16 protein-coding genes and 1 tRNA gene are annotated in these 18,774 nt (G+C 55.8%); 13 read left to right on the forward strand and 4 right to left on the reverse strand.

All coding sequences use genetic code 11. The annotated features are described in order from the left end of the window. The first annotated feature begins 166 nt into the window (after positions 1 to 166). The 6 genes from COMA1_RS04315 (at position 167) to COMA1_RS21340 (ending at position 4,988) form a co-directional block, all read left to right on the forward strand. Complete coding sequence (locus COMA1_RS04315; RefSeq protein ID WP_090744268.1) at positions 167 to 1,645, forward strand: AAA domain-containing protein; 1,479 nt, start codon at positions 167 to 169, stop codon at positions 1,643 to 1,645. A 249-nt stretch (positions 1,646 to 1,894) separates the two neighbouring features. Beyond that, positions 1,895 to 1,980, forward strand: a tRNA-Leu gene (locus COMA1_RS04320). A gap of 126 nt (positions 1,981 to 2,106) precedes the next feature. After that, positions 2,107 to 2,373, forward strand: coding sequence for a DUF1653 domain-containing protein (locus tag COMA1_RS04325; protein ID WP_090746828.1), 267 nt, complete (start codon positions 2,107 to 2,109; stop codon positions 2,371 to 2,373). A gap of 292 nt (positions 2,374 to 2,665) precedes the next feature. Then, positions 2,666 to 3,220, forward strand: a complete 555-nt coding sequence (locus tag COMA1_RS04330; protein ID WP_176697847.1) for a tetratricopeptide repeat protein — start codon at positions 2,666 to 2,668, stop codon at positions 3,218 to 3,220. 184 nt (positions 3,221 to 3,404) lie between these two features. After that, a complete protein-coding gene (locus tag COMA1_RS04335) occupies positions 3,405 to 3,596 on the forward strand; it encodes a type II toxin-antitoxin system VapB family antitoxin (protein WP_090744274.1) in 192 nt (63 codons plus the stop codon). A gap of 189 nt (positions 3,597 to 3,785) precedes the next feature. Next, the gene (locus tag COMA1_RS21340; protein ID WP_218055302.1) at positions 3,786 to 4,988 is read left to right on the forward strand and encodes an SUMF1/EgtB/PvdO family nonheme iron enzyme; all 1,203 of its coding nucleotides are present in this window, start codon (positions 3,786 to 3,788) and stop codon (positions 4,986 to 4,988) included. Between the two features lie 82 nt (positions 4,989 to 5,070). On the opposite strand, the gene COMA1_RS04345 is transcribed toward COMA1_RS21340, so the two are convergent. Together COMA1_RS04345 and gcvP are read right to left on the reverse strand one after the other, a co-directional pair. Beyond that, positions 5,071 to 6,390: an aminotransferase class V-fold PLP-dependent enzyme gene (locus COMA1_RS04345; RefSeq protein ID WP_090744277.1), complete on the reverse strand. Its 1,320-nt coding sequence runs from the start codon at positions 6,388 to 6,390 to the stop codon at positions 5,071 to 5,073. A 135-nt stretch (positions 6,391 to 6,525) separates the two neighbouring features. Further along, complete coding sequence (gcvP, locus tag COMA1_RS04350; protein WP_090744280.1) at positions 6,526 to 9,414, reverse strand: aminomethyl-transferring glycine dehydrogenase; 2,889 nt, start codon at positions 9,412 to 9,414, stop codon at positions 6,526 to 6,528. A 302-nt stretch (positions 9,415 to 9,716) separates the two neighbouring features. Between gcvP and COMA1_RS04355 the strand changes: the two genes are divergently transcribed. The 4 genes from COMA1_RS04355 (at position 9,717) to COMA1_RS04370 (ending at position 14,584) form a co-directional block, all read left to right on the forward strand. Continuing rightward, the gene (locus tag COMA1_RS04355; RefSeq protein ID WP_090744283.1) at positions 9,717 to 10,352 is read left to right on the forward strand and encodes a Cif family virulence factor; all 636 of its coding nucleotides are present in this window, start codon (positions 9,717 to 9,719) and stop codon (positions 10,350 to 10,352) included. 273 nt (positions 10,353 to 10,625) lie between these two features. After that, positions 10,626 to 11,297 carry a response regulator gene (locus COMA1_RS04360; RefSeq protein ID WP_090744285.1) on the forward strand — a complete coding sequence of 224 codons (672 nt, stop codon included), beginning with the start codon at positions 10,626 to 10,628 and terminating at the stop codon, positions 11,295 to 11,297. 260 nt (positions 11,298 to 11,557) lie between these two features. After that, positions 11,558 to 12,961 carry an ATP-binding protein gene (locus COMA1_RS04365; protein ID WP_176697848.1) on the forward strand — a complete coding sequence of 468 codons (1,404 nt, stop codon included), beginning with the start codon at positions 11,558 to 11,560 and terminating at the stop codon, positions 12,959 to 12,961. 138 nt (positions 12,962 to 13,099) lie between these two features. Continuing rightward, entirely contained in the window at positions 13,100 to 14,584 is a 1,485-nt protein-coding gene (locus COMA1_RS04370) for a DegQ family serine endoprotease (RefSeq protein ID WP_090744291.1), read from the forward strand. A 120-nt stretch (positions 14,585 to 14,704) separates the two neighbouring features. Here the strand turns inward: COMA1_RS04370 and rimO are convergent, their stop codons facing one another. Next, positions 14,705 to 16,147 (reverse strand): 30S ribosomal protein S12 methylthiotransferase RimO, encoded by a 1,443-nt coding sequence (rimO, locus tag COMA1_RS04375; protein ID WP_090744294.1) that lies wholly within the window; start codon positions 16,145 to 16,147, stop codon positions 14,705 to 14,707. Positions 16,148 to 16,228: 81 nt separating this feature from the next. On the opposite strand from rimO, the gene COMA1_RS04380 reads away from it, so the two are divergent. Next, on the forward strand, positions 16,229 to 16,765 hold the full coding sequence (locus COMA1_RS04380) for a gamma carbonic anhydrase family protein (protein WP_090744297.1): 537 nt from the start codon (positions 16,229 to 16,231) through the stop codon (positions 16,763 to 16,765). A gap of 27 nt (positions 16,766 to 16,792) precedes the next feature. Here COMA1_RS04380 and COMA1_RS04385 read toward each other — a convergent pair whose 3' ends face one another. Further along, positions 16,793 to 17,494: a hypothetical protein gene (locus COMA1_RS04385; protein ID WP_090744300.1), complete on the reverse strand. Its 702-nt coding sequence runs from the start codon at positions 17,492 to 17,494 to the stop codon at positions 16,793 to 16,795. 92 nt (positions 17,495 to 17,586) lie between these two features. On the opposite strand from COMA1_RS04385, the gene COMA1_RS04390 reads away from it, so the two are divergent. Together COMA1_RS04390 and COMA1_RS04395 are read left to right on the forward strand one after the other, a co-directional pair. Continuing rightward, entirely contained in the window at positions 17,587 to 18,309 is a 723-nt protein-coding gene (locus COMA1_RS04390) for a DUF433 domain-containing protein (RefSeq protein ID WP_090744303.1), read from the forward strand. Then, the gene (locus COMA1_RS04395; RefSeq protein ID WP_218055303.1) at positions 18,284 to 18,694 is read left to right on the forward strand and encodes a PIN-like domain-containing protein; all 411 of its coding nucleotides are present in this window, start codon (positions 18,284 to 18,286) and stop codon (positions 18,692 to 18,694) included. The genes COMA1_RS04390 and COMA1_RS04395 overlap by 26 nt, the downstream gene beginning before the upstream one ends. Positions 18,695 to 18,774 lie beyond the last annotated feature (80 nt).

An 18,774-nucleotide genomic window follows, 5' to 3' on the forward strand; every position in this document is an offset into this window, starting at 1 on the left:
TCTTTGTGAGCATCCTGCAAGTGCTAAGAGAAACGGTGCATTCTAGACAAGGTCGAGTCGTGAAGACAAGGGCAACCTTCAACCTACCCCAGTGTGGACAGTGATGGCGATGGGCATTTATCATGACCACCCTATTGATTGGACCTATCGGTGAGATGAAACTGTGATGACCGCGGCGGAGCTGATCGAATCGTGGATTGTAAACCTTGAAGGCGAGCAAGCGCGTCTGGTTGAAAGGGGACAGGATGCTCCGATTACTGCGTCCCAGGGCCGATTCGTCAGGACGACCGGTGGACTGCATCTATACGAATTTGTCGTGCCCAATGGGGTCAGGATGCCGATCGACCTTCCGATCTCGCTCGTCCCTGCCGATGACACGGATACGACCGAGGGAATTGTACTATGTCAAACGGGGCGATCAATTCTGGTTCAACTGGTCGATCACCTCGGAAGTGAAGACCCTTCTGTCACACTAGTTCCAGACCAAGCTGGATTGGTTGGTACGGCGGTGGCTCGTCTGAAAGAGATTCTGGCGAAGCCTGATCTGTACCACCTTGGGCCGGCCGAGCGGTTGGCGGCGCTCCTCCAGATGCCGGCCGTGGAGGTGGGAACATCTTCCGCTAGCTCCTCCGTCTTCACGACTGTGTGGTCAGATGACCAAGCGATCCGTCGGCAGAAGCTTGGGGCTCTGGCAATGGACCTGGTTCGAGCCAACAAGCGTATCCTGTTGCTTAGCCCCAGCCATGAAGCCAGTGATGAGCTTGTCGGGATGGTAGGGCGCACCATGAAGGCGGGCGGATTGAACCCCAGAACATGGGTGACGCGCTATGAACTGCCGATTGTCCCGCAAGCCGCTGGCCTTGACCTTCAAGAGCTGGGCTTTGAAGCACAGATGCATCAATTCTATGCCAAGTCACAGGGCGATAAGGCTTCGTTGAGGCAAAAATACGACCGGTTTCGAGAGTTGGCTCCGTTTCTGTCCCAGAAGGAGGCAAAACAAAGGGATTTGGATGAAGTCCGGCTCTTGGAATGGCGCCTGGTGACGCAGTTCCGAGAGTTTCAGGTCAAGCTGGCTGGGGTCGACACCACGCTCAAAGAATTTGAAACGCTCCCACTGTTTCAGCGTCTCGCGATGCAGGCCGTTGGGAAAAACGTGGACTCGCTCAAACAGTACCGTGCCCTGTATCAGAGTCAGCTGGATCGCCTGAACAGCGAGATTGATGTTGCAAAAGGGCGGATTCAGCAGTTGGTTCCGGAAGCTGCAGTGCCTCGAGGACAGCGTGCTGAGTGTGAGGACCTTAAGGAGCAGATTACGAAACTCGGTGGGACCAAGAAAGTCCGTGAGCTCCTCGCGGCTGAGGAAAATCCGAATCGCCAGGCCTTTGTCCAGAATCGACGGCTGGTTGCCGCAACGCCTACGCGAGTCGCGACCGATCCGTTGTTCGACCGCGTGCGGTTCGATGTGCTCATGGTCGATGAGGCTCCGCAGATTGCGGTGCCGTCACTGCTGGCCGCGGCTGGACTCGTCCGTGAACGCATTATTGTCAGCGGCGATCCTCAGGACATCAGTACAGCTGGGCAATGGGCGATGCCTCAAGAGGGGGCCCGGACTGCTTTGGAAACCCCTCCCGTACCTCTTGCTTGACGTGGGTGAGGAGAATTCAGGATAATCGCCCGTCTCGCGGTATGGCATGCAAGGGGAGTTTATGCATGGACGTCAGTAAGCCGCAAAGGCCACATGGTTCAGGTGGCAATCGAACTCCACGCAGGCTGCTCAAAATGGGTTCCACCAAGGCCGCAACGAGCGAGGGTCCGAGGCGTACGGGAGGGTAGTACGTCGAGGATCCGAGCGATGTGAGAACGACGGTGGAAGCCATTTTCAGCAGCCTCTAGAGCCGAAGTGGTGGAATGGCAGACACGCCAGCCTCAGGAGCTGGTGCTCGCAAGGGCGTCCGGGTTCAACTCCCGGCTTCGGCACCACAACACGTTTCCCTTTCCTGACCAAAAAGTGCATCGTTAAACCCCATCAGGCGTCTGGCTGGGCTGAATGGGGAAGTAACTCTTGAGTGAACAGACCGTTATCTACCCAATGAGGAACCGGTGATCATGGTCTCACCAGGAGTGTACCGTCACCATAAGGGTCAGCAGTATGAAGTCTTGGGGGTTGCCAGACATTCAGAAACGGAAGAGGAGTTTGTCGTGTACCGGGCTTTGTATGGCGATCGAGGCCTCTGGATAAGACCCCTTGCCATGTTTACCGAGAGCGTCGAGAAGGGGGGCATATCTGTTCCGCGCTTTTCACGAATAGATGAGAACACAGGAGAAGACGAGACGGGAGGGTGGATGAGATCGTCTCAGACTCCTACTTCTTAACCCAGCGACACCCGTGCAAGACCTTCCTTGCCTGACATAATGAAATCTATCTCGCGTGACGCCTGTGTTGACTCATGGCCAGTCAATCACTACTTCTTACAACGTTCCACGTATCATCCGCAGTCTCCAAAATGGTATTTTGATGACAGCTCGGTCAGGTTCGACAACAATGAACTGTGTCTTGAGGGATTCACTTGCGGAGAATGGGAAGGTACAAGAAGCCGCTATCAGGTTATTTCTGGCGAGTCGGTCGGCGTCACGAAAAATGATTAGGATGAAAGGTGGGGATGTCATGATGCGACTTGTGCTCGCAGGAGTCTTACTTCTGATCCATGCGACAATTGCGACGGCGGTGGAACCGCTGACTAATGCTCCGAAGCCAGTTGTCCCCCAGAGATCGATCCCACTCGCTGGGGAGGAACCCTACGAAGCGTTAAAGCGAGGAGACTACCGAGGTGCGGCTGGACTCTTCCGTCCGCAGGCGGAAAAGGGGGATGTGCGGGCGCAGTACAATCTTGGGCTTCTCTATGCCAGCGGGTTGGGGGTGATGCAAGACAATCAGGCGGCCTTGAAATGGCATCGCCTGGCGGCGGGCCAGGGCCACGCCGGGGCGCAAAACGAACTGGCGCAGATGTACGCCAAGGGACAGGGGGTTCAACCAGATTCAGTGCGGGCCTATGTGTGGTACAGCGTCGCTGGGGAGTCCTCAACCGGCGGGTCAAAAACGGAAATCATCAAGGACCGGGACCATATGGCGAAGCGTATGACGCCTGCTCAGATCCAAAAAGCCGAAGACCTGACCAAACAATGTCTCGAATCGCAATTCAAGAAGTGTGGTGAGAAGTAGAGCGGTCACCAGGGTCTGAACTCACCCCTTGGCCTACGAAACCAGTTCCGCCATAGAAGTAGCGACTACGACCGCACCGACTTCGTTACTCCTCCACATGTGTTCTTCCATTCTCACTCAAGACACTGCGAGAGCCTCTCACCTAGCTTGATAGGTGATGTATCAATGATACATATTCATACATATGAGAACCACGCTCAACATTGATGACCAGCTTCTCGCGCGCGCGGTGAAATTGACCGGAGTTCAAGAAAAAACGCAGCTGGTCCGCTTGGGACTTGAGGCCTTGATTTCACGCGAAGCGGCTAAGCGACTTGCTCGGCTTGGAGGCAGCGAGCCTCGTCTCAAAACTGTCCACCGACGCCGGTCGATGTAGTCCTACTCGCACTGATCGATACTGCTACTCATCCTGACAGTTGCCTTTGGTCAGGGTCATAAGCGTCAGCTTCCACCTTGCGTTCATCAGAAAAATCCGTAGAATCTGGCACGGATGCAGCACATACGTTCGTGGTGAGCCAGTCGAACCAGGAAAGAATTTTGTGTCCAGCATCCGCATTGTGTGGCCATGAGCAAGATCCTAATTTCCTATCGCCGAGAGGATAGTGCCGATGTCACCGGTCGTATCTATGACCGACTTATCCAGGTGTTTCCACAGTCGGTCTTTCGAGATGTGGATTCGATTCCCTTGGGTATCGACTTTCGGACCTATTTGGATGAGCAGGTGGCCAAGTGCGATGTGTTTCTAGCGGTGATCGGACGGGACTGGCTCAGAGGGAAGGGGCGCAAGGGGAAGTCCAGGCTTGAAGACCCTGGGGATTACGTTCGGATTGAAATAGAATCGGCGTTGAAACGGCAGATTCCGGTAATTCCCTTGTTGGTCAGTGGTGCCAAGATGCCTCCAGCAGAGCGGCTTCCAGCCAGTATTCAAGGCGTGTCCTACCGAAACGGCATTGTCGTCCGTCCTGATCCGGACTTTCATAAAGACATGGATCGGTTGCTTGCTAAGCTGATGCCGCCAGTTCGAGTCCTCAGTGAGCCTCAGTCGGAAACGGCTACTCTAACCAAGTCTCCATCTGTTGGGACAAAGCACATTGACCCTGCGGCACCAGTGGATATGGTGAAGGTTCGCAAAGGACTCTTCTTGTACGGCATTAATGAAAAACGCGAGACGATCTACCATGACTATTGGATCGACAAATACCCCGTGACCAATGAGAAGTATCGGGCCTTCATTGAGGCGGGTGGTTATGAAAATCAGGCATGCTGGTCACCGGAAGGGTGGAAGTGGAAGACCGAAAAGAATATTACCCGTCCAGCATATTGGTATGACAGCAAATGGGACAAACCCAATCATCCTGTCGTTGGCGTCAGCTATTACGAGGCGGAAGCCTATGCGAAATGGGCAGGCAAGCGGCTTCCGACCGAGCAGGAATGGGAAAAGGCCGCCCGAGGCGAGGATGGGCGTCGGTATCCATGGGGTGAAGAATTCGATAAACAGAAGTGCAACAGTTATGAATCTGCTTATACGACCCCGGTCAGCCAGTATCCTCAAGGGGCCAGCCCTTACGGCTGCTACGACATGGCGGGGAATGTGTGGGAGTGGTGCACAAGAGGGTATGACGAACAGAAGAAAGATACTCGCGTTATTAGGGGTGGATCATGGGGCTCTAGCTCTGGCATGTTATGTGTGTCCTACCGGGATTTGCGCGATCCAGACATCCGCTTCACCGACATGGGTTTTCGTCTAATCCAGGACATTAACGAGTAATCCTCTCCACGTTGTTCTTAGACCCGTTGCCGTCGTTCGTGGTGAGCCTGTCGAACCAGGAACAGATTTCCCAGTCACAGCGCTACGCCACGCGTAGATTTCTGATCTCTCCCAATGTTTTCTCGATTTCAGCTGTTGAATTGATAAGGTTCGGCGCCAGCCTGGCGTATTTCGTCGCGTAGGGCGTCACACTGCCGACGATGCCGCGCTGCCGAAGTCTCTCCACGACCTGGCGAGGTGACATTCCCGCCACCTCAAAACAGACGATTCCAGCCGACAGGTCCTGTGACATCGGTGTGTGCAGGGTGACATGTGGCATGGCGATCAAGCCTTGCTTCAGCTGCTGGTTCAACTCGTAGATGCGCTGTGTCACTCGGGATTTTCCAATGGCCTGATGAAACGTGAAGGCTTCGTCCAGCGCCCAACGATGTTCGAAGGAATGGAACCCACCCGGGGTCATGTGGACTGATGGCGGGAGATCCTTCGATGATTTGTTCTCCATCCACAGGTCATAGGCCTGACTACTAAACGTTGGGATCGTGGCCCTGGCGATTGGCCAGGCCTTCGGATGGCCCCAGACGAGGCCGGTGCCGCGTGGGCCGAACATCCATTTGTGGGTCCCAGCCGCCAGAAAATCGCAGCCGAGCTCACTGACGCGGAAGTCTTCGACTCCTAAGGCATGGACCCCATCCACGCAGAAGATGATCCGGTCCCGCTCGTCTCTTGAACGATTGATGGACTGGATGGCTAACGCCATCTCATGAATCGGTAGTTTGAGCCCCGTGCTGGAATGGACCCAGGTGACGGCCACGATGCGCGTCATCGGGGTGATGCCCTTGCGCAACGACTCGACGATTTCATCGCGAGACACTGTCTTGAGCGAGCGATAGAGGTGAATCTGTCGCACCATGGCGCCGGTCCGTTCAGCGCGGAGACGCAGCGCGGTTTCCGTCGAATAGTGGTCATGGGTCGTGGTCAAAATTTCCTGTTCGTTCCCTAGCTTGAGCCCGCCATAAAGGAGACCCAGCCCCATCGTCGTGCTGTCGGTCAAGGCGATATCGGTGGGATTGGCCCCCAGATACTCGGCAGCGGCTTGGAGCACCATCGCTTCCTGTTTCTCTTCATGGTCGAACCAATAGCCGATGGGGTCGGCATCCAGGCCGGCACGATGTCGTTCGATCGCCTCACGCACCGGGGTGGGATGGGATGCAAGGAAGAACGCAGCCAAGTGGATAAGCTGTGGACAGAGGGGGAACTGCGTCCTGATGTTCTCCCAGCTCTCAAACTTGCCCTGTGGTGATGATGGATTGGCCAGCGCACAAGGACGCGCATCGGCGAGTAGTGCTGCACCTAATGCGAGGCCTGTTCGTACCAGAAAGTCTCGGCGTCCCAGGTTGGTCATGCCAATTCCTCCTTCGTGATGGGTCTACGGTACTCTACTGCTTGTGCTGAAAATCAGGCAAGGAAAGATGAGACGAACACAATGCCCACGGTTGGAACTCCAGCCGTGGGCAAGAGGTGGAGAAAGACTCTTCGGTTAGGACTGATAGCTTTCGATCGGCGGACAGCTGCAGACGAGATGGCGGTCGCCGTAGGCTTCATCGATGCGGCTGACGCTCGGCCAAAACTTGCTCTGTTTGACCCAGGGGGCAGGAAACGCGGCTTGTTCGCGGCTATAGGGTCGGTTCCACTCTGTGGCGGTGACGCTCGCCGCGGTATGAGGCGCGTTCTTCAGCACGTTGTTGGTTCGTGGTTGGCGCCCGTCGACGATCTCCTGAATCTCGGCGCGGATCAAGGTCAACGCCTCGCAGAGACGATCGAGTTCATGCTTCGATTCGCTCTCCGTCGGTTCGACCATGAGCGTACCAGCCACGGGAAATGACACGGTTGGTGCATGGAAGCCGTAGTCCATCAGTCGCTTAGCAACATCCATTGCCTCAACGCCGGCGCTCTCCTTGAACTCGCGCAGGTCCAAAATGAATTCATGCGCCACCAATCCTGTCTCTCCCCGATACAGGATCGAATAGTACTTCTCCAGACGCTTCGCCATGTAGTTGGCGTTGAGGATAGCCACCTGGGTCGCCTTGGTCAGACCCTCGCGTCCCATCATGGCGATATAGGTCCAGGAGATCGGAAGAATACCTGGACTGCCAAAGGGCGCCGCTGATACGGGGCCGATGGTCTGCGGGCCACCGAGCTTGACCACGGGGTGCCCCGGCAGAAACGGGACCAGGTGCCGTGCGACGCCAATGGGTCCCACCCCCGGTCCGCCGCCGCCGTGGGGAATACAAAACGTCTTATGGAGATTCAGATGGCAGACATCAGCCCCAATGTCGCCCAGACGGCAGAGGCCGACCATGGCGTTCATATTGGCTCCATCGATATACACCTGTCCCCCGTGGGTATGGACAATTTGGCAAATGCGCCGCACGCTGGCCTCAAACACACCATGCGTGGAGGGATAGGTCAGCATCAACGCCGCCAATCGATCTCGGTATTGCGCCGCTTTGGCTTCTAGATCCGCGACATCCACATTCCCGTTCCGATCGCAGGCGACGACGACCACGGTCATGCCGACCATCGCGGCGGAAGCCGGATTCGTCCCATGGGCTGAGACGGGGATCAAACAGACATTGCGGTGTCCATCACCCTTTGACCTATGGTACGCCCGAATCACCATCAAGCCGGAGTACTCGCCCTGAGAGCCCGCATTCGGTTGAAGGGAGAAGGCCGCAAATCCTGCGATCTCGGCCAACCAACCTTCCAGCTGACGAAACAGGGTTTGATAGCCACGGGTTTGATCACCTGGGGCAAACGGATGCAGACGGGCGAACTCGGGCCAGGTCACCGGCAGCATTTCTGATGTGGCGTTGAGCTTCATTGTGCAGGAGCCCAACGGGATCATTGAGTGTACGAGCGAGAGGTCTCGCGCCTGGAGTCGATAGAGATAGCGGAGCATTTCGTGTTCAGAGTGATAGCGGTGGAACACCTCATGCGTGAGATACGGACTGATCCGCATCAGTGGCGCGGGATATTTCAGATCAACGGAGGAGACGATGTCTGAGAGGCGAAACGGCAACTGGTCGTGGCCGACGAAGATCTGTAGGAGGCGGTGCACCTCCTGCTCGGAGCTGACTTCGTCGAGCGATAGGCCGATGGAGCCGTCTTCGTACTGTCGGAAATTGATTCCTTGTGCCTCTGCTCTCGCGTGGATCTGCTCGGCTTGGAGCTTGGATACCGGTACTCGAATCGTATCGAAAAAGACCTTGGGCAACACCTCAAAGCCCAGCTGACGCAGGCCTTCCGCGAGCAATAACGTCAGGCCATGGACCCGTTCGGCGATGCGGCGCAACCCATCCGGCCCATGGTAGACCGCGAACATGGCCGCCATCACCGCCAGCAAGACCTGGGCGGTACAGATATTACTCGTGGCCTTTTCCCGTCGGATGTGTTGCTCGCGTGTTTGAAGGGAGAGTCGGATAGCCAGCTTGCCGGTGACATCTTTGGAGACGCCGACGAGTCGACCAGGCATCTGCCGTTTGAACTCTTCTTTGGTCGCTAGAAAGGCGGCATGGGGTCCACCGAAGCCGATCGGGACGCCGAACCGTTGAGTCGAACCGACGGCAATATCGGCACCGAATTCTCCGGGTGAACGGAGTACCGTGAGTGCGAGCAGATCGGTGGCCACGACGACCAGAACCCCGCCCTCATGGGCCTGGGTCACCAATGCGCTGAAATCGCCCACATACCCATCCGTGGCCGGGTACTGCAGGAGGATGCCGCACAGCTCTGGGCGCGCACAATCAGCGGCCGAGGGGACTCCCGTTCTGAGGACGATGCCCAGGGGCTCAGCCCTGGTCTGCAACACAGCGAGAGTTTGCGGATGACAATCGCGCGAGACGAAGAACTCATGGCGTTCCTGGCCGGCATGGCGGGCGATCGCGTAACACATCGCCATCGCCTCAGCGGCCGCCGTTGCTTCATCCAACAGGGACGCATTGGCCAGCGGGAGACCGGTCAGATCCCCGACCATGGTCTGAAAGGTGACAAGAGCCTCCAAGCGGCCTTGCGAGATCTCAGCTTGGTACGGAGTGTATTGCGTATACCAAGCCGGATTTTCGAGAATGTTCCGTTGAATCACCCCAGGTGTGACACAGTCGTAGTACCCCATGCCGATCAGCGATCGATAAACCTTGTTCTGGGCTGCGATGCCCTGGAGTCGCGCAAGAACGGCTTGCTCGCCCTCACCGTTGGGAATGTCCAGGGCTTGCCGAAGACGGATATCAGGTGGAACGGTCGTATCGACGAGTGTGTCGAGCGACTGCTGGCCTAAGATGGCCAGCATCTCTTGAATATCGGCATCGGCAGGACCAAGGTGTCGATGCACAAAGTCATCGGTCGGTTGAAGCCACGTCGGACTGTTCATAACGTCATCCATCCTCTGTTCGGTTTTCGAGACCGCAACCCCAGCGCAAGATGCACTGTTCGTCGCGTTGACCGGGTACCCTACCATGGGATCACCACATTTCCAAGCGATCTGATCCGCTTCCCGTGGGGACTGTTCATGGTGATAAGCGTTGATCGATCAGGCGTGAGGCCCATGTTCAGCCTCAGGAACTATTCGGTTTATTCCCAAATGCAAGCGACCGTGCACCGCCTCGCTCTTTCGTTGCTTTTTCAAGAATTCACGCTATTGTGGGGTGATCAATCGAGTCCGGAGCGTTGACCATGACCATCACAAGTCGAAGCTCCAGTCAGGATTCCGCCAAGCCATCCACTGGCCGGTCGCTTAAGGGACCGGTACTTGTCGCTACGCTGACGCTCGGCCTCCTGGCCGTAGGTGGATACGTGATCTTCAACGGCCAAGGGATACCGACTACGTTTTTGTCACCGCATACTCAACGAACGGCATCGCTGACGGAGCACCAGTCGAACTCCAGGGCGACGGATATGCGCCTCACTCGTGAAGGAATCGATCGGCTCCTTGGGGCTCTCGACGACGCCGTCCGGAAAAAGGATGTCGATGGAGTCCTCCGCCACATTTCGTATGATGCGACGATCACTATCCATATGAAGCAAGGTCCACAACACCAAACGGCCTTGCTGACCAGGGACGACTATCGCAAGACACTGGCCATGGCGTTTGCCTTCCCAAGCGATAATGATTTCGCGCGTACGAATACGTCGGTCTCGTTGGCTGCGGATGAGCGAAGTGCCAAGGTGTCCTTCAAGTCCACTGAGACCCTTAGACCGGCCAATCATGAATTCAAGGCGGAAGGCGAAGAGACCCTGGTGTTTACTATCCGTGATGGGAAACCCATGATTACCTCTGTGGAGCAGACCTTCCCCGGCGACTCGACCTAGGCAGGATGTTGAAAAAGCCCGCCAGCAGCGTTCTCGCATCGTTCAGACCCTCAACGTACCCCAGAGGGTACGCCTCGGCCCTCCACTCGCTGTGGCCTTGCTGATGGATCTTTTGAACATCCTGCGGGATACGTTCAGTGATCTCTGAGGCCGAAATAGTTTTTCATCAACCCGCTATCGCTCCGTGAACGATCAAGATTCTTGGTGAGCTCCAAGATTCATGGTGCGTCGTTTGGTATAATCACCCCCTGATCAATCTTTGTAGGAGTAGGTATGCGGGTGCTTGTTCTCGAAGACGAAACCAAAGTCGGGTGCTTCATCCAGCGGGCATTGGAAGAAGAAAGTTATGCCGTCGATCTTTGTGAAGACGGAGCGAAGGGGCTAGAGATGGCATTGGCGACCGACTATGATCTCTTGGTGGTTGATGTCATGTTGCCGGGCATGTCCGGGTTGGATGTGCTCAAGAATATTCGTCGTGAACGGATCCAAACGCCGGTCCTGATTCTGTCTGCTCAATCGCAGATCGACCAGAGAGTCAAAGGGCTGGATGCCGGTGCCGACGACTATCTCACGAAGCCATTCGCCATCGATGAGCTCTTGGCACGAGTTCGTGCCTTACTGCGCCGTGGTGCCACAGAAAGTCCGGGAGTGCTCCAAGTCGACGACTTGATGCTCAACCCGGCCACGCGTGAGGTAACACGAGGCGGGCAACGCATCGAGGTGACTCTGAAAGAGTACGCCCTGCTGGAATACTTGATGCGTCATACCGGTCGAGTACTCACTCGACCAATGATCTCCGAACACGTATGGAATCAGGACTTCGATACGTTTACGAATGTCATCGACGTCTATGTGAACTATCTTCGCAACAAGATCGATCGCGGTCGGACGAAGAAATTGATCCATACCATCCGCGGAAGCGGATACATGCTCAAGGCCGACTGATCCGCAGTATTGATGAGCGCTTCTACGACAACCGTTGATACGCGACAACGACAAGCCTGGCCATGGTTTGCTTGTGGCCGGTCGGGCAAGCTCGCCCTTCGCGACCTCACCCTACTGTTTCAAGCCCACTTCAGGCCCTCAAAGCTCCGCGTACCCGTCTCCTGTCGCGTCTTGGCGGTTTCGTCCCTGGCAGGAGCCCAACAGGGGCACCGAGGCTGCGTGGCGATGCTCGTTCGCCCTTGCCGGTCGGGAGGTGTCTGATGCCTCTACGTGTTCGGTTGACCCTGTGGTATGGGACTGTGCTTGCTCTGGTCTTGATCGTGTTCTCCATAATGCTCTATGCCATTACGGCCAGAAATCTTCGCGACACTGTTGATGAATCGTTGGAGGACACGGCGACGACGGCCGTACGCTTGCTCGAAACGAATGGATTTCTTCCTCTGATCGATGAAGAGGTACTGCTCTCTCAGTTTCCGGAGCTGACGCGAATCGATAAGTTTTTCCAGATCTTCAGCCCGTCTGGCACCATCACCATTCGCTCCCCGAATATCAAAGAACACGAGGTTCCGCTGAGCCGGACGGCCCTTGATGCCGCGTTTGCCGGAAAGAGTATTTATGAGTCGGCCAAATATCCCAAGGAACCTCCCTTGCGGTTGATTTCTATGCCGATCATGTACCGAGGCAACCTGTTGTATATCGTGCAGGTTGGGACCTCGATGGAGTCAGTCGGAGAGACGCTCCATCGATTCCTCATCCTCGTTCTGGTGGCGATCCCGATTGCCTTGTCCGTGTCGCTCGCCGGGGGCTGGTTTCTGGCCGGACGAGCGCTCCGCCCGGTCGATAGGATTACTCTGGCTGCGCAACGGATTGCCGCGGGGGATCTCAGTCAGCGGCTCAGTATACCTGTGGCTTACGATGAGATCGGGCGTCTGGCGGCCACCTTCAACAACATGATTGGCCGGTTGGATGCGTCATTTCGGCAGATTCGTCAATTTACCAGCGATGCGTCGCATGAGTTGAGAACACCCCTCACCGTGATGAAGGGCGAAACAGATCTGGTACTCCGGAAATCTCGTCCGCTCGGAGACTACAAGGCGGTGCTGGAGAGCAACCTCGAAGAGATCGATCGGATGACCCGTATCGTGGATGAACTGTTATTTCTCTCCCGTGCCGATATGGGGGAGGTGAAGGTCGAGTCCATGCCGGTGGTCCTGCAGTCCTTGGTGGAAGACGTTCATCGCCAGGCGAAGTTGCTGGGACAGGAACGCCATGTCGAAGTAGTGCTGGGAACCATCACGCCGGTCATTGTCCAAGGGGATGATCTGCGGCTTCGTGAATTGCTGCTGAATCTGGTTGAGAATGCGATGAAGTATTCCAATCCTGGCGGCAAAGTCGAAATCTCACTGTTGAGGGACGGCCAGGAAGCGCGGCTGTCCATCACCGATCATGGGATCGGCATCGCCCCGGCCGACCAGAAGAAGATTTTTCAACGGTTTTTCCGCACGGATGTGGCTCGCGCCCATACCAAGAAGGGGACAGGGCTTGGTCTTGCCATCTGCGCTTGGATCGCAGATCTCCATAAGGGACGGGTTGAGGTCAAGAGTGATCTCGGCCAGGGATCGACCTTTACGGTCGTATTGCCGCTTGTGACTCTTCCAGCTTAGCCACGTTTAATCCTCGATTAATCTCCCTCTCATCACCGGTTGTTAGTTCTAATACTCGGTACCGACCAACAGGTCGTGTAGTGATGAGTTTGAAGCGTCTCAAGAACGTCATCCGCAGCGTGACGAAGGAGGGTTATCATGTCATCGCATTTCCATCCTACGATGGGTTCTCTTCTCGGAATCGGACTTGTGAGCGGGGCTTTAATTTGGGCCGGTCATTCACTCACTGCGTCCCATGCATCCAATGCCTTGTCACAGCGCGCCACGGTGGCCGCCGTTGCGCCACCGGCACCTGGCTTTACAGATGTTGCCAAGCGAGTGACTCCGGCGGTTGTGAACATTACGACGATCATGACGGAGAATGTGGCGGACGGCTCCCCTGTTCCGGACGAGTTGCGAGAGCGAATGGAGGAGTTCTTTGGGAAACCATTCGGACCGCGTGGTCGGCGACCTGGCGATCCATTTGACCAGCGAGCGCCTCGGAGAGGGCAAGGATCCGGCGTGATCATTTCATCGGATGGCTATCTTGTGACCAATAATCATGTGATTGCTCAGGCCCGAGAGGTTAACGTCACACTTCCCGACAAGCGGGAATTTAAGGGTACGATCATCGGGGTGGATCCGAAGAGTGACCTCGCTGTGATCAAGATCAATGCCGATCATCTTCCGACCGTGACCTGGGGTGACGCGTCGAGTCTGCAAGTCGGTGAGTATGTCTTGGCGGTTGGCAATCCCTTTGGGCTCAATTCCACTGTCACCCTCGGGATCGTGAGCGCGGTGGGTCGCGGTCAGATGGGCATCACCCAGTACGAGGATTTTATTCAGACGGATGCCGCCATTAATCCGGGCAACTCAGGCGGTGCACTGGTGAATACAAAAGGAGAGCTGGTGGGCATCAACACGGCCATTTTTTCACAGACCGGAGGGTATCAGGGTGTCGGGTTCGCCGTGTCGACCACGATGGCCAAGCCGATTTATGAGAGTCTGATCAAAACCGGCAAGGTCGTCCGAGGATATCTTGGGATTGGACTTCAGGGATTGAACCAGGATCTGGCCACGGCATTCGGTCTCAAGGATGCGAAAGGCGCGTTGATCAGTGATGTGAAAGCAGGGAGTCCCGCGGATCACGCCGGCCTGAAGCAGGGAGATGTGATCGTCGGCTATCAAGGGACTTCGGTGGAAGATGGTGTCGCGTTACAACGACTCGTCACCAGGACCACTGTTGGTGCCAACGTGACCCTCAACGTCATTCGCGATGGACATGAACGTGAAGTGACCGTCAGGGTCGGTGCGCAGCCTGAGGAATCTAAAGTCGCGAAGGTGCAGCACGGAGGTTCCGACGATGCGTTGTCGGGCCTCGTGGTTGAGGAGCTTGATCAGGACCGGGCAAGACAATTTGGATTCCACGGAGTGCAAGGTGTTGTGGTGACAAGGGTTGATCCGGATAGCAGTGCCGAGAAGTCCGGTCTCTCTGCAGGTGATGTGATCCAAGAAATGAATCGGCAACCGATCAGATCAGTCAAAGATTTTGAAAAGGCATCCGCAGACCTTAAGAAGGGAGTCAACGTCCTGATGCTGATTAATCGCCGAGGGAATGCACTGTTTCTCTCCGTGAAGGTGTGAGTCTGGGCATACGCTTTCAGCAGCGGGGCGTGTCCGTGGACACGCTCCGCTTGCCGTTATCGGTTCGGACTTCACGATGGGTATGGACGACACTGACGCTACGTGAGGGAAAGAATGCGGTCATTGCCCGGGCGGTGAAAGGATGCGTCCGACGAGATCGAAACCCGCCGCATCGGTGATCTCGACTCTGCAGAAGTCACCAGGTGTCGGATCTGAAGCCTTGCCACCAGCATCGGCTGAGTCCTCGTCGACATAGACGACGCCGTCTATTTCAGGCGCAAGTCCTTCATGGCGCCCTTCGAGAACGCCTTCCGTTTCGTCGGATCGCCCATCAATAAGGACATCGAGGATTGATCCAATCGCGGCTCTGCCTTTGGCAGAGGCAATTGCTTCTTGAACAGAGAGGATGATATTCCGGCGGTCATCCATCACCTCTCGTTCGACTTTATCGTCTAAATCAGCTGCCGGAGTTTGGTCCTCATCCGAATACACAAACACTGCGACTCGGTCGAACTCTGCCTGTTCGACAAAGTCGCGCAGCTCAGTGAACGCGGCGTCAGTTTCTCCTGGAAATCCGACAATGAAGGCCGTCCGGAAGGTGACTCCGGGGATGCGGGTCCGGATACGATCGACAAGTGATTCGATGGCCGCACGATTTCCCAGACGATGCATGCGGGTGAGCATGCGATCATTGATATGCTGGAGCGGCATATCGATATACTTGGTGATCTTGTCTTCCCCGGCATAGAGGTCCAGTAACTCATCCGTGACTTGTTGAGGGTAGAGGTAAAAAGGCCGGATCCAGTGCAGGCCATCCACTTTGACCAAGTCACGAAGGAGCGACACGAGGCCTTGGCGAAGGCCGAGATCGACACCATAGTTGATGGTGTCTTGTGAGATGAGGTTGATCTCCTTGACCCCTTCCGCGGCGAGCCGACGTGCTTCTGCCACGATCGATTCCACCGGTCGGCTGCGCTGTTTCCCACGCATCAACGGAATCGCGCAGAATGTACAGTTGCGATTGCAGCCTTCGGCGATTTTGACGTAGGCGCTGTGCTGCTTGCCGAGTCGTAGACGGGGGGCCAATTCATCGTACAAATAGGGAGGCTGACTGATCCAGAGGCGTTGCCGTCGCTTTTTAGGAGCCAACAGGTCTCGGCAAATCTCCGCGATCTTGCCGAATTCACCAGTGCCGACGACCCCGTCCAATTCCGGTAATTCTTTCAACAAGTCTCCCTGATACCGCTGGGCCAAGCAGCCTGCGGCGATCAGGACGCGGCAGCGTCCGGTCTTTTTGAGATGCCCATGTTCGAGGATCGTGTTGATCGATTCCTGTTTCGCTTCTTCTATGAAGCCGCAGGTATTGACGATGACCACTTCGGCTTGTTTTGGATCGTCGGTGAGTTGAAACCCGTCCGTAACCAACGTCCCGAGCATGATTTCTGAATCGACCTGATTCTTCGAGCAGCCCAGGTTGACGAAACCGATGGTCGTTGCGGCACGGTTGACGCGAGTGGTCTTCGTGGAGCGCGCGCGCTTTGGAGTAATCAAGGGTTGTGACATGTCAGGCAGTCTACGGGAGGGTTAAAAAGGCTGTCAATGAGACCCTTGCGGGGCCCAATGAATTCCCCTACAGTGTCCCGCATGATTCGCACCTTTCAGGGCATTAAACCCACGATCCCTCAGTCCTGTTTTATCGAGACGACGGCGGTTGTGATCGGTGATGTCGTCATGGGGGAAGAGTGCAGTGTGTGGTTCAATGCCGTGATCCGAGGCGATGTGCACTACATTCGGATCGGGAGTCGGACCAACATACAAGACATCTGCATGTTGCATGTGACACACGACACTCATCCCCTGATCATCGGCAGTAACGTCACGATCGGGCACAACGTGGTGCTGCACGGCTGTACGATTCAGGATCGTGTGTTGGTTGGCATGGGTGCCATCATCATGGACGGTGCGGTGATCGGGGAGGACTCGGTGGTGGGAGCCGGAGCGCTGGTTGTCGAAGGGACGATTGTGCCGCCGAAGAGCGTAATCCTCGGGTCGCCTGCGAAGGTCAAGCGACCGGTCACCGAGGAGGAATTAGCCTGGATCAGGGAATCGGCGGGAAACTATGTTCGATATGCCAGGCAGTACATGGGCGATCCAGCTAAGAAGACCGGATTTGAGATCTGATACATCTCAAGTGTCGACTCCAGATCCTCACCTCTCAGTCCTACCAACCTTAATGAGGCAGACCGGATCTCCTACGAGCGCCGTGGCATAATGTTTTCGATCCACGCGATACGGAACCTTGTGTCTATGGCACCAGTCTGCAATCCAAATAACTTCCTCGCTCGACGTCGTGACAAGACCGGGCAACGTTAGCTTCGGCATGCAGCGGTTGACGATGGATTGGACAATCCGTCGCTCTTTCTGAAATCTCGCAGGATCGAATGTAACCGGATCCGCCCGCCCGTACGACAACGGCGCCAAGTGAGGAAATCTTTCCGGATCGTTGAGCACGCTGACCATGCACAGATGGTCGAACCGGCCTCGTGCTGATCCGGCATCGCGAGCAAGGAAGCGCACGGGTAGGTCACGACAAGCACGGTTGAGCACCGTAACTTCAGATCGCCGGAGATTATAGGGCTCAACGTGGCGTTCACGGTCAATGGACTCTGCGATCAGCACGGGGAGCTCCGCGACACCAGCTCCGATGTACAGACTTCGGCCACCACGCGATAGTTTTCCTACGAGGGCCTCGGCTATCTTCGTTCCCAGTCGCCGGCAGGGTTCCCGCTTCGCTCGCCAGAACTCATCACCACCCTCGTAGCAGTAGACGGACTCTAGGCGCTTGTAATCGAGGCGATCAAATACAGAAGTGATAGCCTGACGAGTTGAGTCAGAGGGGTGTTTTCGCATGCCTGCTATCTTATGTCACAGGAGCATACTAAAAGCGATGTTGTCTTTCTTCTCTTGACCGGTTGTCCCCTTGGGGTTATAAGCTTGGCGTAATGAGTAATAAGAGGTCTCCAACATTTTCCAAGCCTATTGATATCCGCGAAGTCGCCACCTATGGCATAACCGAAGCCGCCCACTACCTGCGCATCCCACGCACGACCATTCGCGACTGGATGTCCGGCCGACATTACCGTAGCAATGCGGGAGATCGCTTCTCTAGGCCAATCATCCATGTCCCCAATCCCCCAGTAAAGTTGCTGTCATTCATGAATCTGGTTGAAATTCATGTACTGGATGCCATCCGCCGCAAGCATGATATCCCCCTAGAGAAAGTGAGAACGGCGGTCAACTATCTCACCAAACAGTTTCCCTCGCGTCATCCACTTGCCGATCAAGAGTTTGTCACAGACGGGTTGAATCTCTTCATCAAGAAATTCAGCCGGCTGATTAACATTTCCCAGGAGGGGCAACTAGCTATCGAAGAAGTGCTGCAGGCACACCTCCATCGAATTGAGCGGGACCTCCACGGGATTCCCGTCAGACTGTACCCGTTCACCCGGAAGCGAGATCTACAAGAAGAACCGAGGTCGGTTGTCATTGACCCGCAAGTGTCCTTTGGCCGGCCGGTCCTGGTAGGGACTGGTATTCCAACAGCGGTGATTGCTGAACGTTATAAAGCCGGTGAATCAATGGATGCGCTCGCAGAGGACTATGGACGCCAGCGAGCTGAAATCGAAGAAGCGATCAGATGTGAGCTCACCATCGAAGCCGCCTGAACCTCCTGTCTTTTTCCTCGACCGCTCTCTTGGGAAGATACGCATTGCTACCGCACTCCGCCAGACCGGTGCCATCGTCCACATTCACGACGATTACTTCCCGCCTAATGCTAAAGATGAGGATTGGTTAACCAGAGTCGGGCGTAACGGCTGGATCGTTCTGACTAAAGATCACCGCATCAGATATAGAAATCTCGAACGAGAGGCATTGATGAATGCGGGTGTCGGCGCATTTATCCTGACGGCGGGTGATCTCCAGGGCGACGAAATGGCGAAGATCTTTGTGAAGGCCTTGCCGGCCATTGCGAAATTTCTCCGAAAACACAAGAAGCCGTTCATCGCCAGAGTGGTACGAGATGGCTCGGTCTCGTTGCTCTTTCGATAGGCTCATACCATCTTCCTGCGAGTAATTTACAATTGATCCTGGAACACTCAGTTGAGGAACGACTTGTGAGACCCCGCTGA

Source organism: Candidatus Nitrospira nitrosa (genome assembly GCF_001458735.1).
Classification (GTDB): Bacteria; Nitrospirota; Nitrospiria; order Nitrospirales; family Nitrospiraceae; genus Nitrospira_D; species Nitrospira_D nitrosa.